Consider the following 22,592-nt stretch of genomic DNA (forward strand, 5'->3'; position numbering starts at 1 on the left):
TTTTTATCTATTTTACATTAAGCAGATATCATGTTACTGTTCACACACCACTATCCCGAGACATACAAGCCAAAATTCCATTGCCGCAGGCAATCTGGAATGAATTTTGTCTACGTTACTGTGAACGGAGTGAACAGTAACGATATCACCGTTTGATTTAAGTAAAATATGCGTTTTCATTATTTTTCATATATGCTATTATCATTATAGCACAAACTAAAGGATTGACACATTTTAACTCAATGGAGGAAATTTAAATGGAAATCGAACGTAAATTTTTAATATCCAAAGAAAATCTGCCAGCAGATCTTGATGCTTATCCACATCATAAACTCGAACAGGGCTATTTATCCACTGCACCGGTAGTCCGTATCCGCAAAGAGGATGATAACTACTATCTTACCTATAAATCCAAAGGTCTTATGACCCGCGAGGAATATAATCTTCCACTTACCAAAGAATCCTATGAACATATGCGTCCAAAAGCTGACGGAATCCTCATTTCCAAAACCCGCTATCTTATCCCGGAAAAAGATAGACTCACCATTGAACTGGATGTATTTGATGCTCCTTATGAAGGACTCTATCTCGCAGAAGTGGAATTTTCTTCTGAAGAACAGGCGCTCAGTTATAATCCACCCGTATGGTTTGGCAAAGATGTTACGAACTCCGGTAAATATCATAACAGTCGTCTGAGTCAGGGAAATTTATAATAAAATAAAACAGCTCCGAAATATTGTTCTGTTAATATGTATTTGCAGGAATTGTAGTAACTCTTAGGTTCTGGAAATTCGCGTTATAAAAAATCCGCTCACTGTCTGAGCCGCTTTGCGGCGAGTTTGAGCGGATTTTTTATGGTTTTAGCGGATTTTCAGAGCCTTAGAGTTACTGAGATTACATCTTTTTACCTTTTTCAGCAGCTCCATTCAGAGCTTCAAAGACAGCACTTCTGAATCCCTTCTGTTCCAGGATTCTTACTCCCTCGATGGTACTTCCGGCCGGTGAACATACCATATCCTTCAGTTCTCCCGGATGCATGCCTGTTTCCAGTACCATTTTTGCGCTTCCAAGTAAAGCCTGTGCAGCAAACTGATAAGCCTGTTTTCTTGGCATTCCCTGGGCTACCGCAGCATCTGCCATTGCTTCTATGAACATAAAAACATATGCAGGTGAACATCCGCTTACAGCACTTACTGCGTCCATCAGACGCTCCGGAACTACTTCTGTACGTCCAAAGCTGTCTGTGATCTCACAGATCTGAGCCAGTTCTTCTGCCGATACTTTCTCATTGGCACATACACCAGTCATACCCTCCCCAACCTGAGCAGGAGTATTCGGCATCATTCTTACCACTTTCAGAGGCTGTCCACATTTTTCTTCTAACCAGGCAAGAGTTTTCCCCGGCGCAATGCCTACAACTGTGTGTTCCGGTGTCAGTTCATCTTTTACTTCATTCAGCACTTCTTCATAAAACTGCGGTTTCACGGCCAGGAAAACCAGTTTTGTGTTTTTTACCACTTCATGGTTATCCAGGGTTGTAACCACTCCCAGCTTTTCTCTGCTTCGTTTGCTTCCTTCTTCTGTAAGATTGGAAACAATAATCTCATCTTTTTTATAAAGTCCTTTTTTCAGCATACCACTGATCATGGCAGAAGCCATATTTCCGCATCCGATAAATCCGATTTTCATAAATCTGCTCCTCTCTTGCAATTCCTGTTGTTTTCTGATAATTTATAACTGCTTTTTTCATATCTTTTTCTTGTTATAGATAATGATAATCATCCAGCAATCTGCCGTAAAATACTGAACAGTTACAGATAATTATAATTCATTACTGTCCAATATGACTGTAAAGGGACCGTCATTCACAAGCTCCACTTTCATATCTGCCCCAAATTCTCCCTGCTCGACAATATCAATGTGTTCTTTGCATCTGGCAATTATGTATTTGTACAGATTTTCAGCCATATCAGGGGCCCCTGCTCTTATAAAGGAAGGTCTGTTTCCTCTTTTACAGTCAGCATATAATGTGAACTGGGAAATAAGCAGAAGACTTCCGCCCACCTCCTTCAGGCCAAGGTTTGTCTTACCGTTTTCATCTTCGAAAATACGCATATTAACCATTTTATGAATCATTTTATCTGCGATTTCAACGGTATCTTCTTCTCCTACTCCGATAAGAACCATAAAGCCCTTGCCTATCTGGCCTCGTACTTCACCATTAATTGTCACTTTTGAATGCATTACTCTCTGAATTACAAAACGCATAATTCACTCTCCTTAATCAACGGATTTCTGTCTGTTGATAGATAGCATAGCACATTTTTATCCGTTTTTCCATTGTAAAGTGTCACCTTGCAGCTGTTATCTCAAAATCTTGTGTTACTGTTCACTCCGTTCACAGTAACTTAGCCAAAATTCATTCCAGATTGCCTGCGGCAATGGAATTTTGGCTTGTATGTCTCGAGATTTTGGCATATTCATGCCAAAACACCTCGCGGGATAGTGGTATGTGAACAGTAACAATTTTGTTACTTGCACTCGTCACTCCATTCTCAGTAATGCTGCACAATTTCCTTTCATCATCTTATAGTAAACCGGGATCAGAAGTGCACAGGCTCCGATCCACGCCATTGGGCTGGCAATACATACAGATGTATATCCGATAATTCCGGAAAGACCTACTGTTGCAGCAATTCGCATAACCAGTTCAATCATACAGGCAGCAAAAGGTGCTTTGCCATTCTGCATGCTCTGGATGGATGTACGGTATACTGCCAGCAGTCCAAGCACAAAGTAAAAGGGAGCTACGATCGTCAGATACATATCTGAATAGTGATAGATTTCTTTTGTGGGATCTGAGAGAAACATTCTTACGATCGGATGTCTCAGCAGCAGAATTCCAATACACATGATCAGGTTAAATGCTTCTGTCTGAATCAGACATGCGCGCACGCCCTGACGGATACGGTCCCATCTGCCTGCACCAAAATTCTGAGCCACATAGTTGGAAATTGCGGTCATCATTGCATTGTTTACCAGTACAGAAAGCTGGTCTGCTTTCGATGCTGCGGTATATCCTGCAACTGCTGCAGTACCCAGTGAGTTTACCACTGCCTGCATGGCAAGCTGTCCGATACACATGACAGACATCTGGAATCCCATAGGAAATCCGGTCTTTAAATGCAAAATTGCGGTATCCTTTAAATCTGTAAAATCTTCTCTGTGCAGATGCAGGATTGGGAAATTTTTTAATCCCACTACCAGACTCAGCACTGCCGAAAAAAACTGTGACAGAATAGTCGCCCATGCAGCACCGGCCACCCCCATATGAAACGGTACAATAAACAGAATATCAAGAAAAATATTTAATACAGATGAAAATACCAGGAAATACAATGGTGTTTTACTGTCTCCCAATGCGCGGAGCATATTTGAGATCATGTTGTAGAAAACGGTAGCACCTGTACCAAGCAAAACTACAAACATATAGTCGTATGCTTCACCGGAAATATCAGCAGGAATCTGCATCCAGCGCAGAATCTGATGAGAAAGCAGACAGCAGGTCAGTGTCAGTACTACTGTAAAGGCAATACTCAGAAGTGTGGAAACCGCAACGCTCTTGCGCATTCCTTTTTCATCCTTTGCCCCGCATTTCTGTCCCAGACAGATACCAAACCCACCTGTAAATCCATTGATAAAACAGAATACAAAATAAATAATAATACTGGTGGAACCTACTGCTGCCAGGGAGTCTGCTCCCAGCGTTTTTCCTACGATCACAGAGTCCGCCAGTGTATAAAAAAGCTGAAACAGATTTCCCAGAATTACAGGAATCGCAAATTTCAGCAGTGACCGGAACGGATTACCTGTAGTCAGATCCATTTCTTTTGATCTTGCCATGTTTCCTACTCCTCTCCTTGCACGATGTGCATACCAACGTTATAATTGTGGTTATAACAAGCATTGTAATGAATATATCCTGTGATAAATTGTCAGATCGTGTTGATGATCATGCTTCTGTGAGCAATTCATCACAGCGTACATATAATAAAATCGGAGAACTGTAATATGGCTATGCGTAAAATTCTTGTAGATGAAACCAACCGCGAACTTTGTGAACATGGAACTGTCGGTTTTCCCATGACCGTTAATCATGATGACCTGTGGGCATTTGAGGGAAAAAGTGTACCTATCCACTGGCACAATGACCTGGAGATCAGTCTTCCCAGAGAAGGAGAAGCTATCTATCAGGTGTATCAGAAAAGCTACACTGTAAGACCTGGAGATGTTCTTCTTCTGAACCGTAATGTACCTCATAGCTGTCATTCATCTAATAACAGTCATGCCAGATACAGTACCTTTCTGGCACGTCCGGATTTCATATATGGCGAATACGGAAGTGATGTGGAACGCAGATGTTTTCGTCCTTTCCTCCAGAATTCTTCTGTTCCCTGCATCCTTCTTGCTTCCGGAAACTCATGTACCCGGACTGTGATCCAAAAGCTCAATGAAACAGAAGCCCTCTTTGATCAGAAGACCTTCTGTTATGAGTTGAAGATCAAGGGGCTTCTCTGTGAAATTTTCGGTATGATTCTCTGCGAACACCAGAATGATCTTGCAAAATTTGTTCCAGCCAACCAGCTGGAACTGGAAAGGCTGGAACAGATGCTGGATTATCTTAATACGCATTTTGAATCCGTAATCTCTCTGCAGGAGCTGGCAGACCAGGTTCATCTGTCCAAAGAGGTCTGCTGCCGCCTGTTCAAAAAAATGACCGGCAAAACAATTACCGGCTATCTGGAAGAATATCGTGTCAACCAAAGTCTGCCACTGGTTCAGAGCTCCCAATATTCTATGATCCAGATTGCAGATATGACAGGCTTCAGCAATGCCAGCCGTTTTGCCCGGGCATTCCGCAGACAATTCGGATGCAATCCCGGTGAATACAATTCTCTTAAGCTGCAAAAGTGCTAGAGCGTGTCTGAAAAATGCTTTCTGCAAGATGTGCGTCACAATTTGTGGGATATTTTGCCCGGATGAGGGCGCCGTAGCGGGCTACGGCAACTGAATTCGGGTGAAATATCCCGCAAAGTGGGGCGTGCAGATTGCGGGAATGATTTTTCAGACACGCTCTAACCTGTATCTGTTCTTTTATATGGTTATCCTTCTGCCTCATGGATATTATATTAGAATTCTATATCAGAAACCATTCCGGAATTGATTTACATGATACAGATATTGACTTTTTCAGACCTATTATTTTCAAAAAAAGAACAGCCCCTCTGACTTATTATACGTCAATGAGACTGTTCTTTTTATTATTCGGGGGCAATCCGATATTCGTAATCGAGGCAGGGAACTTACTTGATTCGGTTAAAGTCCCAGCGTATCATTTACCAGAATCACATGGATTCTGTCTTTATGTCTGGAATATCTGGTGATCAGGAACTGACAGCAGATGGTATCCGGGGATTTGCAGTTAAAGCATTTTCCGGTTTCCTTACATGGAGTTTTGATATCAAATCTCTGTGCATTAGCTGTAGCTGCTACATTTCTGGCACGCTTCATTGCGCTGTCAAGATCCGGACAGACTTTGTTTATACCTACAATAAAGATTACTTTTTTCGGACCCTGGGCAATGCAGGATACACGGTTGGAATTGCCATCAATATTGACAAGGACACCATCATCTGTGACTGCATTGGCACTGGATAAAAAGAAATCTGCATCATAGGCTGCCATAAGTCCCTCACGAGGTTCAAGCTTTGCGCGGTCAATATAATTATAATCTCCATCCTGCAAAGCTTTGACCAGACCGATCTCATGTGCACTCATGCATCCGCCCATGGCGATTGTGCTTCCGTTTGGGATCAGTTCCAGGGCCTGCTTTAATGCTGCTTCTTTATCTTGTGCATAATACCCGGACATATTGCGGGATTCCAGTCCCTTGATCACTGTTTTTGCCAAAAGTTCGTTTCTTTTTTTCATGTTTGCATCCATTGTTGTATCCTCCCTCTGATAAAATTTAACATTCCACTTCTCAGTTCGTAATTTACATAATAAGACACAAATTACATAACTGTAAATCTGTGCATCTCATAAACTATTATACCAGATATTTATTTTGCAGAAAATCATTTAATCTGAATTTTTATTTTCTGCTTCAGGATTTATTCATAATTGTTGTCTGGTAAGTTGTGATATTTTCTGATAAAATGGGCATATAAAAGAGGACTATACTTAACGAATAAGGAAGTACCTAACCGATTTATCTGAAAAACAAAAATACAGATGAAGTATTCCGGGCTCTTTCCCTGACACCATTGATGTCCGGAAAGATGAGCTGCAAGGATATATTTAACAACCGTAGCAAGAATTCCCTCACCTCTATAGGGACGCCACTGAAAAACTATTTTTATACACATTATATAGTAGATTAAAACAAATAAAAACACTTTATATTGTACTGCTTTATGCAAAATAAAGACTTTTTCAGTGGCGTCCTATAGGATGGGATGAATTGCACATTCGAGCATGTCTGCTCAAATTCATAAAAAATCGCAAAAACACTTGTTCTGATACAATAAATATATTATAATAAAAAAGAACAATATGCTCTTGAAATTTGGACGGTCGAAATAAGCAATAAGTGAGTGTACATAATGAGTTTAGATAATAATTCTCATTCAATGTTTTTGTTTGATTCTGGTTATGAAATATAGCAGAAAGATGCTGGACGCTAAGATGTCAGAGAGAACAAAAGAAATCTTTAAAATATAGCACCTGTTGAAACAATCCATCAGTATATAGAGAGTCAGGGTGAGAAAGATAAACCGGGCAGTAAAAATAAGGATCTATCCAAATAAAGAACAGATAACCCAGATAGAGAAAACGATCGGCTGCAGTCGTTTTCTCTATAACCGGATGCTTACGGATAAGATCCGTCATTATCAGGAAGAAAAAAAGATGTTGAAAAATACGCCGGCCGGATATAAAAAAGAATATCCATGGCTGAAAGAGGTAGATTCTCTTGCGCTGGCGAATGTACAGTTAAATCTGGAAGGGGCTTTCCGGAAATTTTTCCGGGAACCGGGAGTGGGATTTCCGCATTATAAATCAAAAAAACATTCGCGGAAATCCTATACAACGAATATGGTAAATGGGAATATCTGTCTGCAGGACAGGTTCCTGAAGCTACCAAAGATGCAGTCAGTAAAAATAAAGCTCCACCGTATAATACCGGAGGGATGGAAGCTGAAATCAGTGACTGTGAGCAGGGAACCGTCCGGAAAATATTTTGCCAGCCTGCTGTTCGACTGTGAAAACCAAACAGCGGAGAAAAGACAGGCGGAAAAATTCCTGGGGATGGATTTTGCCATGCATGGGATGTGTGTATTTTCTACCGGTGAAAGAGCCGGATATCCCATGTTCTACCTGAATGCAGAGAAAAAGCTTGCCCGGGAACAGAGAAAACTTTCCAGATGTGAAAAGGGCAGCCGTAACTATCAGAAACAGAAGAAAAAGGTTGCTTTATATCATGAAAAGATAAAGAACCAGAGGAAGGATTTCCAGCATAAGCTCAGCCACAGCCTTGCAGAAGACTATGACGCAGTATGTGTGGAGGATCTGAACCTGAAGGGGATAGCCGGAGGACTGCATTTCGGAAAAGGGATACAGGATAACGGATACGGTCAGTTCCTTTCCATGCTTGGATATAAGCTGGAAGAACGTGGAAAATATCTGATAAAAGTAGACAGATATTTTGCATCCAGTAAGATATGCAGCGTATGCGGACATAAGAAGAAAGAGCTGGCATTATCAGAACGGATATACCTATGCGAATGTGGAAACCGGATGGACCGGGATGTGAATGCGGCGGTCAATATTCTGAAAGAAGGAAAAAGAATATATAAAAAATGTGCATAATAGCACAGAAAAGCTCCATAACCAGATAAAAAAAGAACCGCGGGACACGTGGGGATAGCCTGTTTTAGCTTTGTCCTGAAGGGCAATTGAGCAGGAAGCTCCCACTTCAAAATCTGTAAGATTTAAGTGGCGAGAGCATGTCACAGAAGCTATTCGTCTGGCAAAGCCCAATATCGAACTGAGTGCCGAAAAGACAACCGCAATGTTGTATACACTGGCTGATAAATTCTTAGATAAGGCTGAGTTAGACGAAATTAAGGAGGTAATCAGAATGACCAGACTTGGACAGATGTTAATGGATGAGGGAATGGAACTTAAAGAAACCGACTCCATTAAAAAACTTATGAAAAATATGAACTGGACCATTGACCAGGCAATGAACGCTTTGGAAGTTCCAGAAGATAAACGTGAAAAATATCGCAAGGCAATCATTCCTGACAATTAACAGATAAAAGTACCGCCATATTGACTTATTATAGGTCAATGTGGCGGTATTTTTCATCTTATCTGTATTGTAAAATTATCTCCTATTGGTATTGCTGAGTCTATAGGGCTTTCGCCTCCATCATATACATAGGTTGTAGATTCTTCGTAGATATCATCAGAGGAATCCTTATCCATTTTTTCTTCAGACACCTGATGAGCTGTGTCGTTTTTTACTTCATATAATTGCAATGTGATTGTGTTTGCTTCCGGGGAGATTTCTTCATAGCCGGGATATAGACCTATCGTTTGCCGGAACATAGTTTCCTGACCATTTCTTCCTGTTTCCTGATAGCAGATTTTGTTTCCCTGATCGTCTGTTCCAAGCAGATAATAATCACTGTCAATATATACTGTTCCATGATACATTCCGTAAATTGTACTTTCGAATGGATTCCATCTGAATTCTGTGAGGTTCAGGACATTGGAATCCATTTTAATATTCTGATTCAGATTTAAATCCACAGTGTTTTTCTCCAACTCTTCTTTTGATGTCGCAAGTTTAAATGTATAAGGTTCTGTATCAGCCTGTATTTTCTGAACATTTTCCCATGTATCAGCATCGTCCATTGCAATCGGCCAGACTTTGAACTCTATGTTTACAGTTCCCTCAGTGTTAACTTCTTCTCCGATTGTGAAATCTTCCACTGTTATTGGATTTTCTGAGAAAGCATTAACTGTTCTTTGGCCTAAGCCCTGCTGAATTTTCTGACCGTTAATGCATACTTCTGTATATAAAAGTTTGTCTTCCACCGCATCCTTCATATCTGCGTCTGAATCTTCGCTGTCGGAATACGCAATCCATAAATTTTTGCTGTCCATCACAATCTCATTTAATGTTATGGTGATTCCATCTCTTGAAATGCTTTTTCCTACAACATTTGTATAAGAATCGGTATCACCGTTCTTAATTCCCAATGCCTGTCCGATCCATGAAGTTACTCTCTGTAATGCTGCTTTTACATCTTCCTGATATCTTAATGTGCATCCAACCATAATAAGCAATATGATCCCGGCGACTGCTGTTTTCCAACTCCTTTGTATATGGAAAAAACGATGCTGTTTTTTCCATGGTCTGGAAGCTTCGTAAATATATTTATCATCCAGATCACCAAGCAGTTCTAATGTCTTAAATCCTTTTTCCATATAAATGCTTCACCCTTTCCCATAGTTTTTTTCTGCTTCGATAGAGGCTGGATTTGATTCTGCTTTCTGAAATTCCATGACGGGCTGAAATTTCGCTGATGCTGTCCATATACCAGTAGCGTCGTATAAAAATGTCACAGTCACCTTTTTTCAGGGATTCCAGAAATTTTTCAAGAATTTCCAGAATCTCTTTTCTCTGAATTTCATCATTCAAAGAATATGCTGTTACATCCTCTATCTCTTCCAGTTCTTTGCATAATTCTAATATGTGCTCTGTTGACCGTTTTGCAGCTTTTTTCCTGCGAAAACAGTCAATTGCCAGGTTTCGGGTTATTTTTCCAAGAAAAGCAGACAGAATTGCCGGTTTTCTGGGTGGTATAGAATTCCATGCAGCCAACCATGTATCATTGACGCATTCATCGGAGTCTTCCTTATCATACAGAACATTCCAGGCAATACTGAAACAGTACTTGCTATACTTTTCTTCGGTCGCCTGTATGGCTTTTTCTGATCTGTCAAAATACAAATTGATAATTACTGTATCTTCCACTTTTTTCACCTCATGTTTCTTTTTTTGCCTTCATAAGATAAGACGGATTTTGAATGGTAAAGTTGCAGTTTTAATAAAAATAATTTTCTTTTTCCAGAGTAAATAATACACTGTCGAAAAGTCAACCTGTCTTTTCAAAATTTCGACTGGAGAAATGGAGTGTATTCTGATAAAATAGGCATATAAAGGAGGACAAACGGAAATCCTTACAAATGATAAAAGCAAAAAGAACAGCCGAAGGCATTTTCAAGGCACGAATGAGGACTATACTTAACGAATAAGGGAGTACCTTATGGCAAACGCTAAACACGAAGATGCTGTTATGAAGATGGGCTTCGACTATTTTCGGAATACGATTCTTAAGACTCTGGGAATTGATTACCAGTATGAAGAAATCGGACCAACAGAACTGGTGGAACTGACAATTCAGTCTTTGTATATGGACTTTACCTTTCTGACTACGGGTGGTTTCTATATACATACAGAGTTTCAGACTACAGATAAAAAAGAAGCGGATTTGCGAAGATTCCATGCATATGATGCAGTATATTCCAACAAGACAGGGAAGAAAGTTATTACTTACGTCATTTATTCCGGCGGGATTACGAATGTGAAATCTGAACTGGACTGTGGGTTATATACTTACAGAGTGCAACCGATTTATCTGAAAGATAAGAATGCAGATGAAGTATTCCGGAAATTAAAGCAGAAGCAGGATAACGGTGACGTTTTTACTGAAGATGATTACGCAGCTCTTTCCCTGACACCATTGATGTCCGGAAAAATGAGCCGCAAGGATATGTTTAAAGAAGCAATTTGTCTGGCAAAGCCCAATATTGAGCTGAGTGCTGAAAAGGCAACCGCTATGTTGTATACACTGGCTGACAAGTTCTTAGACAGAGCTGAGTTAGACGAAATTAAGGAGGTAATGCGAATGACCAGACTTGGACAGATGTTAATGGATGAGGGCATGGAAAAGGGTATTGAACTTAAAGAAACCGACTCTATCAAAAAACTTATGAAAAATATGAACCTGACCATTGATCAGGCAATGAACGCTCTGGAGGTTCCGACAGATAAACGTGAAAAATACCGCAAGACAATCACTCCTGACAATTAATGGATAAAAGTACCGCCATATTGACTTATCACAATCAATAATGGCGGTATTTTTTTTAATACAGTTTTTTTACATTTTCTATCTGTTCATTTCATTGTACTGCACAATCCTTCTCATATTTCCAACCAGAAGCAATATCAGTACAATGGCTATAATTTTAAACGGAATATTCATATAAGCCTTGCACAAATCCCAATATATGGCAATGCACATAACAGCAACAGTGCCTCCTGTCAATATGCACATGGACATTTTTGAGACATACAGGGCTTTTCTCGCTTTGGTTTTATCAAATTTAAAACCTATTTTCAGATGCCGTGGATAGATATTTTTATATCTGTATGTACTCAGTACAATCCCCATCAGTCCATAGGAAACTATAATGCAGCTTCCTCCTGCTGATAAAAAGGGAAGAAATGTTACTGATTGTGGAAATACACCCAGATTTTCCAGGATATTTATGGAAAAGTTTACAAGGAATACAATTCCGCATCCACATCCCATCATCATTCCAAGCTGATTCTTCTGCCTCATGGAAGTGTTAAAAACTGCGAAAATCAAAACTGCCAGAACACAGCATAAAAGCACGGCTGCAATTGTTCCATATACAGATGACAGATAGGTCAAAATATAATCCGCATTAAAAGCCGGCAGATTTCCCATTACATCTGATTCGCTTTTCCCTATCCATTTATTCTGCTGCCAGAATGAATGTAGCATTCCGGTGAAATAATCTTCCTCTCCACCATCTGAAAAAATAGCCTGTAAACGTGCAATCTGATATTCTGTCAGACTGCTGCTCAGATACCTGATCAGAAAAGCTGCCACAGGCATAGCCAGAAAACCAGCCCAGATTCCGCAGATGGCTTTCTTTTTTCTCACAGTGAACCAGTTCTTTTGAATTGCGATTGTCAGCATAACCAGCATAGATACCAGCATCATGCAGGCCGGCATAAGCGCCGGCATGGCATAGACCAATATAACCGGTGCAATCATCCATATGATTGCTCTCATCAAGCCCTTATATCCCCATCCATGATATTTATACAAAATTGCTCCATATATGGGAACATAAAACAGCATCAGAGTCTGCATGGATATTCCTCTTCCTCCCGGCAGTACAATGAAGTATCTTGCCCCATTTAACTGATAGCCACCCAACAATGTAACCAGACAGGCAAACAGTAAAATGACGGCAATTATTTTCGAAAATCTTGCCAGTACAGTGTAATCCAGAAGATATAAAATCATCATAACTGCAAGTCCGATCACAACATGGAACACATATCTGTCCGAACCGGCCGCAGCGTTCTCACTGATTTTTCCGGCAATCCCTGCATGTATCAAAACGCCTGCAATGCTGATAAGAACGATTATCCCCAGAAGTTTCCATGCAACCTGAGGCCTGTGGACACTGTCAAGAGAGATTCCTGTTTCCACAGGATCTCCCATATCCCGGACAGCTTCCCTCTCTGCCTGTTCACGATCCATACCTGCCTGCATATTTGCCTCGATCTGATCTTCTATATGATCCTGAAATTCCTGTTTTACATAAGGCCGCGCTTTCTTACAGCGAATCTGTTCCAGTAATGTTTTCAGATATTCGTCCATAGATCACACCTCCATTACAAGCACGTTGGTCACTGCTGCAGAATACTCTTTCCATTCTTCTACTTTTTTTTCCAGAAATCCCCTTCCCTGTCCAGTCAGACTGTAATACTTTCTGGTCTTTCCGGCTGCCTCCTGTTCGTATACTGTCAGAAATCCCTTATCCTCCAGACTGTGCAGTAACGGATACAGAGTTCCTGCTTTCAGTTCAAACACGTTCTGAGATTTCTGTCGCAGGGTATCGATCATCTCATATCCATACATATCCTTTTCTGACAGCAATTTCAGTATAAGCATTGTCATACTCCCGGAAACCAGTGATTTTTCAATAGCCATAGTATTCACCTCCCATTGTATAGATTGTCTATATATCGGTTATCTATATAATATAAGAACCTATATGCTATGTCAACTGTTTCCGGAATAATTTTGAAAACTTCACTGCTATGGCAACCGAGTTCAGGTATCTACATACTTTTTCGGACAGAAAAACCACCGCATTGTCATATAGTAACACAATGCGGTGGTATAAATCTCTCAAAACAGATCCAGCATACTGTCCAGATATATTTTTTCTCTGACATGTATCTGGTATTCCGGTCTGGTCATGTAATAGAGCAGAAATTCCAGTATCAGGGCACTGCCGAGTCCTCTTCCTTCTATTTTAAAATTTGAAAATCCCATTGGCAGATAGATATCCCGGATATCATTGATTCCAATAAACCCTGGATTCTCTATAGCTTTTGAAAAAAGATAGCCCCTCTCTCTCTCCGGTGCCTTGCAGTAATGCTCCAGGCAGTTTTCACCCAGATTCTTGCGGCTGACCGTTTCATAGCAGGCTTTTCTGTCCCTGCAGCCGAACCAGCAGCATTCATTGCAGAGAAATTCTACTTTGTCCTTCTCAGCCTGAGACAATGTATTTAACTTATCAAAAGCCTTGTTTAGCCGGAAATCCGGCACAACATAATGGAAATCTTTTCTCCTGATTTCTTCCTCAAGCTGTGTAAAATCTGTCAGAACCTTGGTAGTGGAGGAAACAAAATAGAGTCCCGGATACTGCTCCTTAATATATTCCAAGAGCAATTCTGAATAAATGATCACGCCGTTTTGCGGTTCTCTGTTTCTCTCAAACAACCGGCACAGTGCATTGCATTTTCTGTCTGAAAGGTGCTCCTGGCGAAGCAGGGAATTGCTGAAAGTCAGTCGGGCAGAAATCCCATATTCCTGCATCAGTTCAAGAACCTCCTCCGGGTCATTCTCTCCGAAGCCAGCCCTGCCTCCACCCCAGATACAGTCTGCCGGAGCACCATATATGGAGCCAATTTCACACCAGTCGTAAAAATATTCCCTGTGTTCCCGGAATAAAGGCAGGAACATCCGGTACAGCTCATAAAACTCAAACAGCCCGGGCAGGTGAAAATATGCTTTCTCCTTCATTAATTTTCCAGCACATCCTCTATGGTTTCCGAAGCATCCTCAAGAGCATCCAGGGCTTCGATCAGTTCATCTGCTTTTCCTGTATGTGTCTCCTCTTCTTCATACTCATCAATCAGTGCTGTCAGCTGATCTTTTATCTCTTCCAGACCTTCATAGATTTCCTTTAATTTTTCTTCCCTTTCCATTACGGATGAAAGCTTTACAACTTTAGACATTGCGATACCTCCCATATGCATTTTCTTTAGGAAAAATTATAACACTGCCCTCTTTTTATGTCTATATAATCTGAAGGCACTTGTGATACCCTTTTCCTCTGTGGTATTCTATAGATATGATCATTGCGTTACGCAAAATATAAAGTGGAGGATTTTTATGTTAGTTTGTGATTATATCGTAGAATCTATTGACGGTGACTATGCACATCTTCGCAGAACAGATCTGCCTGAAGAAGAGTTAAAACTCGTAGCACGGGCACTTCTGCCCTTTGAGATTACAGAAGGATGCAGATTACATTATGAAATGATGCAGTATAGTATCATTGACTGATTTGACAGTCTCCGCCTCACAGCCGTTACAAAAAGTTTACCAGAAAAGGCAGATAAGTGACTTTTTTATCCTTTATCTGCCTGTAACTTCATACACTCTCTGTAATATCATTTTTTCATCAGATACCCATATTTACGCATCTGCCCTCTTAACAGCTGCTCCACGCGTCTTATTACTTCCCTGGGATAATTTTCCGAATTCTTCTGTAAGTATATCTGAATATCTTTAAAGGTAAATTGGAAACCAATCTGAATGCCATACAGTTCTTCTGCTGCATCCAGCTGTATATCAAAATCAGAGCTAAATGGCTTCGCCTCAATTTTTTCCAGACAATATTCCAATGACTGATCAATAGGATAATCCTGATTTATGTCGGCAAACATACAAAGTCCCTGATCAAAAAAAGGACTCAGTTCATATTTCTGTGTTTTTTCATTATAAATGACCGCAATATTGTTGGTATGTCTGTCCTCATTCATGAAAAACGCATCTATTTCCAGCATTGCAGTCAGATACGCTCCAAAATTATCTATTTTAGTAATTTCTTCCACCTGAGTTACCAGGTACTGAATGCGTTCTGAAACATCCGCAAAATCTGAGAGCTTTACTGCCAGACTTTCACCTGTATATCGACGATACAATTTTTCCAGCGGAATCAGAACCTGATTTGCTTTCAGAAAATCCAAACTGGAACAGCCCTGAAATATTTTCCCATTATACTCAATTACAGCTGCTTCATACTCAACAAAAGGGAAAGGACAGGTACTCTTCTGCAAAAGGTCAGATACAAGAACTTCAGATAAACCTTCATATCCCATATAATCAGCCTTATACCACCTGTCATCAATTTTCCATTTGAGCTGATCTCCCTTGGAAGTATGACCGCTCTTATGCAAGGGAGAATATGCATCAAAATTGCGAATTTCCATTTTTGATCAGCCCTCCTTTTTTAGAATCATAATCCATTGATGATCATCTGACATGCGCCCCTGTGTTTTTTCAATAATTAATAACGGATCATAAAATGGAAGCCCCATCTCTCTCAGAATATCTTTCCTGTGATCGCGTGTTCTGGGAAAACAGCGTTCTTCCAGAAAATATTCAAAATCAGCCCAATCCGGATCAGTTACAACTCCAAATGCCCGGAAAATAATCTGATCTGTATAGTTTTTAATCTTAATTTTTTCATGCCTGAAATCAATATCTATCGTTGTACACAGATCATCATGATTCATGAAATTCATACGCATTTTCACATCCGGATCATCAGAAAAATTATAGGCTCGCTTTATCTGACTGTAAATCGTCTGACGGGAAACGTGATACTGTCTGGCAATATCTGTAATTTTTTCTCCCCGGTCCTGCAGTGCCAAAATATGTGCCAGCTGTTCTTCTGTAAACGAATTTTTCCTTCCGGTATTTTTTTTCTTTTCTGAAATAATGCTGTTATTCATATCAGCATTCAAGCATCTGTAATTGTCGGCATCTCTGGATATCTGCTTCAGTTCATGAATATCTGTTGTTCCAAAAATCTGCTGTATCTGATCTTGAAAGTTCATATTCACATCACCACCTAAAAAGACATTATGGAAACCACTTTCACATATAACAGTTTGTCTAATTGAGTATAGCATGGAGCAAAAAGAAGTGTCAAGAAATAGTTTCTTGACACTTCTTCACCCATATCTACTCAATATGATTATGTGCTTTTTCTTATTTCCGCTCCAAAAATCCCTTGGTTTTCCCCATAACATCCTGGAGAATTTTCAGGTTTTCCAGTGTATCTGTTGTTTCCAGTGAATGGTTTGCATTTTTATAAGTATACATTGGCACCTGCTGTTTTTGTGAAAGAGCCTGTACTTCAGGAACAATACTCCATGGATCTGAAGTTCCGATAAAGGCAATGGCATCTCTATGAACAAAATTATATGTGTATTTCAATGGTGTGTATAGTATCTGCCGACATCTGATGCTGTGTTTCTCTGCATATGCGGATGCTATGATCGTGCCTACGCTTTTTGCGACAAATAATATTTCATCATATTTGTCAAAGTCAATGGCAGAAAGACTTTTCTCTGCCTGTTCATAAAGGCTTTCGAATGCCTGCTGCATTTTTTCTTCATTTCCCCGGATATTTCCGCCATCATAAGTATAGCTTAATGCAATTGTTTCTTCATAGCCACATTCCTGCGCCAGCTTTCGTGAATAATATAAAAGTGGCTTGTCACAATGATACCCAATACCAGGGAAAAATACTGCTGCCTTCATGTTCTGCTCTCCATTTAATAGCTGCTCCATCATTTTTCATCAGATTGCCAGAAGATTCTTAATTGCTTCCATATAAACCAGAACTGCCTCTTCCATACCGGATACGAGAATAAATTCATCTGCGCTGTGGATACGATAATCAATTCCCGGCTTCTCAGGTCCAAATGCAATGATATTCTTAAGAGATTTTGCATAAGTTCCACCGCCGATCACCATCGGCTTGTTCTCTGTATCGCCTGTTACATCTGTGTAAGCTTTGTATAAAGCATTTACCAGTGGGGATTCTCTTGGGAAGAATAAGGCATCACCAATTCCCAGAATCTCTATACGACCATTCTCATCCTCAAGTCTGCTCTCACACATCCTGCGGACTTCATCTGCTTTCAATGTTACAGGTACTCTGATATCAATTGTACAGGAGATCACATCATTCTCTGTTTTGATCATACCGTTGCAAAGAGTAAGTTCGCCATACTCATCTGCAAATTTCAGTCCAATGCCTTCACCATCGCAGGATGTGCCGATATGTGTATTATAGAATTCCACAAAATCGTCCTTAAATCCTGCTTTCTCCAGACATTCAAAAGTAACACCTATTGCATTGACCCCAAGAGTCGGAGTGCTGGCATGTGCCGGAACTCCCTTTGCATAAATACTGATCTGTCCATTTCCCTCTGTTACCTTATATTCCTGAAGCTTTGTCTCTGCAAGTACAGCTTCCAGTCTCTCCTTCAGTCCTTCTTCGGCAGGAACAACTATTGTGGAGGAATCGCATACTGCGTTAAAGACAAACCCTCCATCTGCAGAGATGATTTTCGTGTTCTTGGAATAAGCCATCATCCGCAGAAGCCCCTTTTCGCCATGAATACATGGAAAACTGGCATCCGGGGTAAAGCCGCAGGATAATTCTTCTGCCACTTCATTATAATGTTCCATACATTTGGAACCTGTTTCCTCATTACATCCCATAATGAGACGTACTCTCTTGTTCAGCTTCACACCTGAATCGCGAAGAAGCTTCATTGCATAAAGAGCTTCCAGAACAGGTCCCTTGTCATCTGTTGTTCCACGACCGTAAACATAATCACCCTCGCGTGTCAGTTTAAAAGGATCATAACTCCAGTCGCCGCCTACAGGTACAATATCCAGATGTCCGGCAATACCAACAATCTCATCACCCTCACCCATCTCTGCATAACCACAGTAATTGTCCAGATTGACTGTCTTAAATCCAAGCTCCTGTGCAATCTTAAGACCTTCTTCCAGTGCTTTGGCAGGTCCTTCTCCAAAAGGCTTCCCCTCTGCGGGAGTGCCAAGCTGAGAATCAATGGCAACCAGCCTTCCCAAATTGGTAAGCATCTCCTCTGTTAATCCATGAATCTGTTCTTTGATATCCATAATTTTTGCGCCTCCTGTTAAATACTTTCTCTATCTTTGAAATATCTTTATCACTATTTTCTCATTTTATCATATTCGGGCACAAAATAACAGTAGATCGCAGGAATGATTTTTCAGACCCACTCTATGGCCAGATAAAATTGCAGTTTCCGGCCTCCAGACCGTCAATTAGAATGTTCTGGCCTGTACAGAAACGGTTTTTTACCGCCATAAAGTAAATCCACTCTGCTGCCTCTTCCACAGACATCCATCGTTTCAGAGGTGTGAGTTCCATGATCTGATCCCAGAGCTTTTCATCCTCCATCACCGGCCGGTTCAGTTCAGTCATAACCCCACCGAAATCCAGACTGTTGCATGTGGCCTGATAAGGAGCTATCCTCATAGCCACGTTTTTCGTGTAAGCAAGGACCCCTCCTTTACTTGCTGCATACTCCGGAAATTCAGAACCTGTATGCCCGCTTGCTGATCCGATCATAATAACAGAATAAATATTAGGATGAATGCCGTAATGTTCTGTAACAGAAATCGTCCCTTTCAGATTTACATCAATATCATCGCCATTCTGAACCCCTGCATTATTGATCAGAATATCTACCTGTCCGATTTCCGGATAAGAGCTTTTGTCTCTGATATCCAGACAGAAATGAGTATATTTCGGATGTTGGATCGAGGATATATTTTTATCAAATCCATAGACTTCATGATTTTCTTTCAGGAAAAATTCTGCACAGCCCTTCCCGATCCCGGATGCTGTGCCTGTGATCAGGACTTTCATCAAGCAAAATTCTCCTTCATACTTTTACGCAACGCTGTAATAAGAACTGCTGCTACTGCAATACACAGAACCCTGTCAATGTAGTCCGTGATAAACTGAACTACAAAACAGCTTCCTACCATTCCAAGAGGTGTTTTTGCCAGAAGCTGTACAAGAACAGTGGATCCGGAAGAAGTGATTCCTCCAAATAAAAATGCCGTAATACAGGAACTGATTATAGTAGATGGAAGTGTGATCACAAGAGCAGCCGGAAATATCTGCCACTTTTTCGGCTGGAATTTTCTGTACACAAGACCTGTCACAAAACCAAGAAGAATTCCTACCGGTGCATAATACAGGGAATAAATATCTACAGTCATTCCCATCAGCAGGCCGCTGAGCAGATTAGGAAGCATTCCATAAAAGGGTCCCAGAACAGCAGCCACAAATACAGTTCCAATACTGTCCAGATAAATAGGAAGTTTCAGAAATAAAGCAATCTGTCCTCCCACAAAATTAATGCAAATAGCAAAAGCGATCATACAGATCTTCTGTACACTTATTTTTTCAGTTTTCATTTTAAATCTCCTCGTATTAAATCTTGTAAAATATCCAGTTCTTCCGGTTCCTGATCTAGGATCCTTGAAAGAAACATCTGAAAGAATCCATACACATCTACCTCAGTCAACACCCTTGTATTTGAAGTTTTCCGGTAGAAATTCATAGAATCCACAACAGACTGTCCAAGAGAAATCCCCTCTGTTTCAATCTGTACATAGGAATCAAAGCCTTTGCAGAGTTCCGGATTGATAAAATATGCCACTGCCAGGGGATCATTGATCACACAGCCAATGATATGCTCCCATTCCCAATGAAAATCAAAATAAAATTTCGTAATCTTCTTTACAAATTCCCCTGTTTCTTTATTCAGACGGCACATATACTCCAGCAGATCAGGCGTGAGCACAATCTTTCTCGTCACATCCAGCCCCACCATATGGATTTTCTGACCATTCTGATGGAGTGTCTCATACACCAGGGAAGCGCCGTCCGGGTCACACCAGTAATTGTATTCTGCAACAGGTGAACAGTTTCCATGACTTTTAAAGCTGCCGCCCATGGAAACAATTTCCTCAATACAGGAAAATGCTTCTTTATCCTTCTGGATCAGTCTGGCAAGATTGGTCATAGGTGCCAGTTCGATTATGGATACTTTCTCTTTTTTCAATACATCAGCCAGAAAATCCACAGCACTGATCTGCTGCTGATAACCGGTTACTTCAGGCAGAAAGCTCTCTCCAAGCCCGTCTTCTCCGTGAGTATCCAGAGCATTCACGTAATCCCGCCTTAAGGGAGTGCTTTCCCCAATGTACACAGGAACATCCAGACGATTCATCTGCTTCAGGATTTTCTTTGCATTTCCAAATCCCATCTCCACCGGTGAATTTCCACACACAATGGTGATTCCGATCACTTCGATCTCCGGTGATTTCAGTGCAAGCATAATCGCAAGACTGTCATCAATCCCCGGATCACAATCAATAATTACTTTTCTTTTTTTCATTTAATTCCTTTCTGTCAAAGCAAAAAAAATACTTTTGTTTATCCCTCAATAAACAAAAGCATCAGCAAACAGACCGCTTATGATAACTCATAAGCGACCGCAATATTTTTTACTTTGCCTAGTTTTTTATACTGGGAGGGTTTCGAACCAGTTTCGGTGGTTATTTTAACACATATTTTTATGCATGACAACAGTTAGCGCATACACCATTTGAGATTTGCAGCATATTCTAAGAGCAGAAATCTCGTGACATGCTCCCGCCACTTAAATCTTACAGATTTTGAAGTGGGGGCTTCCTGCTCGATTGCCCTTCAGGGCAAAGCTAAAACAGGCTATCCCCGCGTGTCCCGCGGTTCTTTTTTATCCGGTTACGGATCTTTTCTGTGCTATTATGCACATTTTTTATATATTCTTTTTCCTTCTTTCAGAATATTGACCGCCGCATTCACATCCCGGTCCATCCGGTTTCCACATTCGCACAGGTATGTCCGTTCTGATAATGCCAGTTCTTTCTTTTTATGCCCGCATACACTGCATATCTTGCTGGATGCAAAATATCTGTCTACTTTTATCAGATATTTTCCGCGTTCTTCCAGCTTATATCCAAGCATGGAAAGGAACTGACCGTATCCGTTATCCTGTATCCCTTTTCCGAAATGCAGACCTCCGGCTATCCCCTTCAGGTTCAGATCCTCCACACATACCGCGTCATAGTCTTCTGCAAGGCTGTGGCTGAGCTTATGCTGGAAATCCTTCCTCTGGTTCTTTATCTTTTCATGATATAAAGCAACCTTTTTCTTCTGTTTCTGATAGTTACGGCTACCCTTTTCACATCTGGAAAGCTTTCTCTGTTCACGGGCAAGTTTTTTCTCTGCATTCCGGTAAAACATGGGATATCCGGCTCTTTCACCGGTAGAAAATACACACATCCCATGCATGGCAAAATCCATCCCCAGGAATTTTTCCGCCTGTCTTTTCTCCGCTGTTTGGTTTTCACAGTCGAACAACAGGCTGGCAAAATATTTCCCGGACGGTTCCCTGCTCACAGTCACTGATTTCAGCTTCCATCCCTCCGGGATCATACGGTGGAGTTTTATTTTTACCGGCTGCATCTTTGGCAGTTTCAGGAACCTGTCCTGCAGACAGATATTCCCATTTACCATATTCGTTGTATAGGATTTCCGCGAATGTTTTTTTGATTTATAATGCGGAAATCCCACTCCCGGTTCCCGGAAAAATTTCCGGAAAGCCCCTTCCAGATTTAACTGTACATTCGCCAGCGCAAGAGAATCTACCTCTTTCAGCCATGGATATTCTTTTTTATATCCGGCCGGCGTATTTTTCAGCATCTTTTTTTCTTCCTGATAATGACGGATCTTATCCGCAAGCATCCGGTTATAGAGAAAACGACTGCAGCCGATCGTCTTCTCTATCTGGGTTATCTGTTCTTTATTTGGATAGATCCTTATTTTTACTGCCCGGTTTATCTTTCTCACCCTGACTCTCTATATACTGATGGATTGTTTCAACAGGTGCTATATTTCAAAGATTTCTTTTGTTCTCTCTGACATCTTATCGTCCAGCATCTTTCTGCCATATTTCATAACCAGAATCAAACAAAAACACTGAATGAGAATTATTATCTAAACTCATTATGTACACTCACTTATTGCTTATTTCGACCGTCCAAATTTCAAGAGCATATTGTTCTTTTTTTCTATTATAATATATTTATTGTGTCAGAACAAGTGTTTTGTGATTTTTTATAAATTTGAGCAGACATGCTCGA

Annotated in this window: 24 protein-coding genes, 2 pseudogenes and 1 riboswitch; of the genes and pseudogenes, 7 read left to right on the forward strand and 19 right to left on the reverse strand. The window is 40.6% G+C overall.

The window, feature by feature from the left end; all coding sequences use genetic code 11:
• The first annotated feature begins 257 nt into the window (after positions 1–257).
• Positions 258–713, forward strand: a complete 456-nt coding sequence (locus AC075J_RS00040) for a CYTH domain-containing protein (RefSeq protein ID WP_022380866.1) — start codon at positions 258–260, stop codon at positions 711–713.
• Positions 714–894: 181 nt separating this feature from the next.
• Here AC075J_RS00040 and proC read toward each other — a convergent pair whose 3' ends face one another.
• From proC to AC075J_RS00055, 3 genes are all read right to left on the reverse strand, one after another.
• The gene (proC, locus tag AC075J_RS00045; RefSeq protein ID WP_022380867.1) at positions 895–1,689 is read right to left on the reverse strand and encodes a pyrroline-5-carboxylate reductase; all 795 of its coding nucleotides are present in this window, start codon (positions 1,687–1,689) and stop codon (positions 895–897) included.
• Positions 1,690–1,821: 132 nt separating this feature from the next.
• The gene (gene dtd / locus AC075J_RS00050; RefSeq protein WP_008706007.1) at positions 1,822–2,268 is read right to left on the reverse strand and encodes a D-aminoacyl-tRNA deacylase; all 447 of its coding nucleotides are present in this window, start codon (positions 2,266–2,268) and stop codon (positions 1,822–1,824) included.
• Between the two features lie 276 nt (positions 2,269–2,544).
• A complete protein-coding gene (locus AC075J_RS00055; protein WP_022380868.1) occupies positions 2,545–3,903 on the reverse strand; it encodes an MATE family efflux transporter in 1,359 nt (452 codons plus the stop codon).
• A 168-nt stretch (positions 3,904–4,071) separates the two neighbouring features.
• On the opposite strand from AC075J_RS00055, the gene AC075J_RS00060 reads away from it, so the two are divergent.
• Positions 4,072–4,977, forward strand: coding sequence for an AraC family transcriptional regulator (locus AC075J_RS00060; protein ID WP_022380869.1), 906 nt, complete (start codon positions 4,072–4,074; stop codon positions 4,975–4,977).
• Here the strand turns inward: AC075J_RS00060 and AC075J_RS00065 are convergent.
• Positions 4,958–5,068 (reverse strand): annotated as a pseudogene (locus tag AC075J_RS00065) (DUF6783 domain-containing protein); the annotation flags it as partial. The gene AC075J_RS00060 and the pseudogene AC075J_RS00065 sit on opposite strands and share 20 nt — an antisense overlap.
• On the opposite strand from AC075J_RS00065, the pseudogene AC075J_RS00070 reads away from it, so the two are divergent.
• Positions 5,027–5,224 (forward strand): annotated as a pseudogene (locus tag AC075J_RS00070) (DUF6783 domain-containing protein). The pseudogenes AC075J_RS00065 and AC075J_RS00070 sit on opposite strands and share 42 nt — an antisense overlap.
• Before the next feature lie 152 nt (positions 5,225–5,376).
• Here AC075J_RS00070 and AC075J_RS00075 read toward each other — a convergent pair.
• Positions 5,377–6,003, reverse strand: a complete 627-nt coding sequence (locus AC075J_RS00075) for a lactate utilization protein (protein WP_022380870.1) — start codon at positions 6,001–6,003, stop codon at positions 5,377–5,379.
• Positions 6,004–6,822: 819 nt separating this feature from the next.
• Between AC075J_RS00075 and AC075J_RS00080 the strand changes: the two genes are divergently transcribed.
• Both AC075J_RS00080 and AC075J_RS00085 read left to right on the forward strand, forming a co-directional pair.
• Positions 6,823–7,929 (forward strand): RNA-guided endonuclease TnpB family protein, encoded by a 1,107-nt coding sequence (locus AC075J_RS00080; protein WP_476389811.1) that lies wholly within the window; start codon positions 6,823–6,825, stop codon positions 7,927–7,929.
• A gap of 271 nt (positions 7,930–8,200) precedes the next feature.
• Positions 8,201–8,374 carry a hypothetical protein gene (locus AC075J_RS00085; protein ID WP_226852935.1) on the forward strand — a complete coding sequence of 58 codons (174 nt, stop codon included), beginning with the start codon at positions 8,201–8,203 and terminating at the stop codon, positions 8,372–8,374.
• A gap of 53 nt (positions 8,375–8,427) precedes the next feature.
• On the opposite strand, the gene AC075J_RS00090 is transcribed toward AC075J_RS00085, so the two are convergent.
• Positions 8,428–9,558 carry a DUF4179 domain-containing protein gene (locus tag AC075J_RS00090; protein WP_055059821.1) on the reverse strand — a complete coding sequence of 377 codons (1,131 nt, stop codon included), beginning with the start codon at positions 9,556–9,558 and terminating at the stop codon, positions 8,428–8,430.
• The gene (locus tag AC075J_RS00095; protein WP_022381094.1) at positions 9,542–10,108 is read right to left on the reverse strand and encodes an RNA polymerase sigma factor; all 567 of its coding nucleotides are present in this window, start codon (positions 10,106–10,108) and stop codon (positions 9,542–9,544) included. Before AC075J_RS00095 ends, AC075J_RS00090 begins: the two co-directional genes overlap by 17 nt.
• 292 nt (positions 10,109–10,400) lie before the next feature.
• On the opposite strand from AC075J_RS00095, the gene AC075J_RS00100 reads away from it, so the two are divergent.
• Complete coding sequence (locus AC075J_RS00100) at positions 10,401–11,228, forward strand: RpnC/YadD family protein (protein WP_055059820.1); 828 nt, start codon at positions 10,401–10,403, stop codon at positions 11,226–11,228.
• A gap of 78 nt (positions 11,229–11,306) precedes the next feature.
• Here AC075J_RS00100 and AC075J_RS00105 read toward each other — a convergent pair whose 3' ends face one another.
• From AC075J_RS00105 to AC075J_RS00120, 4 genes are all read right to left on the reverse strand, one after another.
• Complete coding sequence (locus tag AC075J_RS00105) at positions 11,307–12,839, reverse strand: FtsW/RodA/SpoVE family cell cycle protein (protein ID WP_022379876.1); 1,533 nt, start codon at positions 12,837–12,839, stop codon at positions 11,307–11,309.
• A gap of 3 nt (positions 12,840–12,842) precedes the next feature.
• A complete protein-coding gene (locus tag AC075J_RS00110) occupies positions 12,843–13,172 on the reverse strand; it encodes a PadR family transcriptional regulator (protein ID WP_022379877.1) in 330 nt (109 codons plus the stop codon).
• Positions 13,173–13,373: 201 nt separating this feature from the next.
• A complete protein-coding gene (locus AC075J_RS00115) occupies positions 13,374–14,273 on the reverse strand; it encodes a hypothetical protein (RefSeq protein WP_022379878.1) in 900 nt (299 codons plus the stop codon).
• Positions 14,273–14,488, reverse strand: coding sequence for a hypothetical protein (locus AC075J_RS00120; RefSeq protein ID WP_022379879.1), 216 nt, complete (start codon positions 14,486–14,488; stop codon positions 14,273–14,275). Before AC075J_RS00120 ends, AC075J_RS00115 begins: the two co-directional genes overlap by 1 nt.
• A gap of 157 nt (positions 14,489–14,645) precedes the next feature.
• Between AC075J_RS00120 and AC075J_RS00125 the strand changes: the two genes are divergently transcribed.
• Positions 14,646–14,819, forward strand: a complete 174-nt coding sequence (locus AC075J_RS00125; protein ID WP_019160770.1) for a hypothetical protein — start codon at positions 14,646–14,648, stop codon at positions 14,817–14,819.
• Positions 14,820–14,926: 107 nt separating this feature from the next.
• Here AC075J_RS00125 and AC075J_RS00130 read toward each other — a convergent pair whose 3' ends face one another.
• From AC075J_RS00130 to AC075J_RS00165, 8 genes are all read right to left on the reverse strand, one after another.
• Positions 14,927–15,748, reverse strand: coding sequence for a HipA domain-containing protein (locus tag AC075J_RS00130; protein WP_022379880.1), 822 nt, complete (start codon positions 15,746–15,748; stop codon positions 14,927–14,929).
• Between the two features lie 6 nt (positions 15,749–15,754).
• Positions 15,755–16,378, reverse strand: coding sequence for a helix-turn-helix domain-containing protein (locus tag AC075J_RS00135; protein WP_022379881.1), 624 nt, complete (start codon positions 16,376–16,378; stop codon positions 15,755–15,757).
• A 154-nt stretch (positions 16,379–16,532) separates the two neighbouring features.
• Positions 16,533–17,087, reverse strand: a complete 555-nt coding sequence (locus AC075J_RS00140) for a hypothetical protein (protein ID WP_022379882.1) — start codon at positions 17,085–17,087, stop codon at positions 16,533–16,535.
• 39 nt (positions 17,088–17,126) lie between these two features.
• Complete coding sequence (locus AC075J_RS00145) at positions 17,127–18,485, reverse strand: M20 family metallopeptidase (RefSeq protein ID WP_022379883.1); 1,359 nt, start codon at positions 18,483–18,485, stop codon at positions 17,127–17,129.
• A gap of 124 nt (positions 18,486–18,609) precedes the next feature.
• The gene (locus tag AC075J_RS00150; protein ID WP_055059818.1) at positions 18,610–19,260 is read right to left on the reverse strand and encodes an SDR family NAD(P)-dependent oxidoreductase; all 651 of its coding nucleotides are present in this window, start codon (positions 19,258–19,260) and stop codon (positions 18,610–18,612) included.
• Complete coding sequence (locus AC075J_RS00155; protein WP_008706068.1) at positions 19,260–19,817, reverse strand: ECF transporter S component; 558 nt, start codon at positions 19,815–19,817, stop codon at positions 19,260–19,262. Before AC075J_RS00155 ends, AC075J_RS00150 begins: the two co-directional genes overlap by 1 nt.
• On the reverse strand, positions 19,814–20,803 hold the full coding sequence (locus AC075J_RS00160; RefSeq protein ID WP_055059817.1) for a nucleoside hydrolase: 990 nt from the start codon (positions 20,801–20,803) through the stop codon (positions 19,814–19,816). The genes AC075J_RS00155 and AC075J_RS00160 overlap by 4 nt, the downstream gene beginning before the upstream one ends.
• A gap of 112 nt (positions 20,804–20,915) precedes the next feature.
• A riboswitch (PreQ1 riboswitch) is annotated at positions 20,916–20,960 on the reverse strand.
• 232 nt (positions 20,961–21,192) lie between these two features.
• Complete coding sequence (locus AC075J_RS00165; RefSeq protein ID WP_476389812.1) at positions 21,193–22,299, reverse strand: RNA-guided endonuclease TnpB family protein; 1,107 nt, start codon at positions 22,297–22,299, stop codon at positions 21,193–21,195.
• Between the last annotated feature and the right edge of the window lie 293 nt (positions 22,300–22,592).

It is taken from the genome of Blautia sp. ZXY-1-C6, assembly GCF_056339875.1.

Excerpts from the sequence above, each read along its gene's own strand:
- AC075J_RS00040 (WP_022380866.1), top strand. The coding sequence starts at position 258 with ATGGAAATCGAACGTAAATTTTTAATATCCAAAGAAAATCTGCCAGCA.
- proC (WP_022380867.1), bottom strand. The coding sequence starts at position 1,689 with ATGAAAATCGGATTTATCGGATGCGGAAATATGGCTTCTGCCATGATC.
- dtd (WP_008706007.1), bottom strand. The coding sequence starts at position 2,268 with ATGCGTTTTGTAATTCAGAGAGTAATGCATTCAAAAGTGACAATTAAT.
- AC075J_RS00055 (WP_022380868.1), bottom strand. The coding sequence starts at position 3,903 with ATGGCAAGATCAAAAGAAATGGATCTGACTACAGGTAATCCGTTCCGG.
- AC075J_RS00060 (WP_022380869.1), top strand. The coding sequence starts at position 4,072 with ATGGCTATGCGTAAAATTCTTGTAGATGAAACCAACCGCGAACTTTGT.
- AC075J_RS00075 (WP_022380870.1), bottom strand. The coding sequence starts at position 6,003 with ATGGATGCAAACATGAAAAAAAGAAACGAACTTTTGGCAAAAACAGTG.
- AC075J_RS00085 (WP_226852935.1), top strand. The coding sequence starts at position 8,201 with ATGACCAGACTTGGACAGATGTTAATGGATGAGGGAATGGAACTTAAA.
- AC075J_RS00090 (WP_055059821.1), bottom strand. The coding sequence starts at position 9,558 with ATGGAAAAAGGATTTAAGACATTAGAACTGCTTGGTGATCTGGATGAT.
- AC075J_RS00100 (WP_055059820.1), top strand. The coding sequence starts at position 10,401 with ATGGCAAACGCTAAACACGAAGATGCTGTTATGAAGATGGGCTTCGAC.
- AC075J_RS00105 (WP_022379876.1), bottom strand. The coding sequence starts at position 12,839 with ATGGACGAATATCTGAAAACATTACTGGAACAGATTCGCTGTAAGAAA.
- AC075J_RS00110 (WP_022379877.1), bottom strand. The coding sequence starts at position 13,172 with ATGGCTATTGAAAAATCACTGGTTTCCGGGAGTATGACAATGCTTATA.
- AC075J_RS00115 (WP_022379878.1), bottom strand. The coding sequence starts at position 14,273 with ATGAAGGAGAAAGCATATTTTCACCTGCCCGGGCTGTTTGAGTTTTAT.
- AC075J_RS00120 (WP_022379879.1), bottom strand. The coding sequence starts at position 14,488 with ATGTCTAAAGTTGTAAAGCTTTCATCCGTAATGGAAAGGGAAGAAAAA.
- AC075J_RS00125 (WP_019160770.1), top strand. The coding sequence starts at position 14,646 with ATGTTAGTTTGTGATTATATCGTAGAATCTATTGACGGTGACTATGCA.
- AC075J_RS00130 (WP_022379880.1), bottom strand. The coding sequence starts at position 15,748 with ATGGAAATTCGCAATTTTGATGCATATTCTCCCTTGCATAAGAGCGGT.
- AC075J_RS00135 (WP_022379881.1), bottom strand. The coding sequence starts at position 16,378 with ATGAACTTTCAAGATCAGATACAGCAGATTTTTGGAACAACAGATATT.
- AC075J_RS00140 (WP_022379882.1), bottom strand. The coding sequence starts at position 17,087 with ATGAAGGCAGCAGTATTTTTCCCTGGTATTGGGTATCATTGTGACAAG.
- AC075J_RS00145 (WP_022379883.1), bottom strand. The coding sequence starts at position 18,485 with ATGGATATCAAAGAACAGATTCATGGATTAACAGAGGAGATGCTTACC.
- AC075J_RS00150 (WP_055059818.1), bottom strand. The coding sequence starts at position 19,260 with ATGAAAGTCCTGATCACAGGCACAGCATCCGGGATCGGGAAGGGCTGT.
- AC075J_RS00155 (WP_008706068.1), bottom strand. The coding sequence starts at position 19,817 with ATGAAAACTGAAAAAATAAGTGTACAGAAGATCTGTATGATCGCTTTT.
- AC075J_RS00160 (WP_055059817.1), bottom strand. The coding sequence starts at position 20,803 with ATGAAAAAAAGAAAAGTAATTATTGATTGTGATCCGGGGATTGATGAC.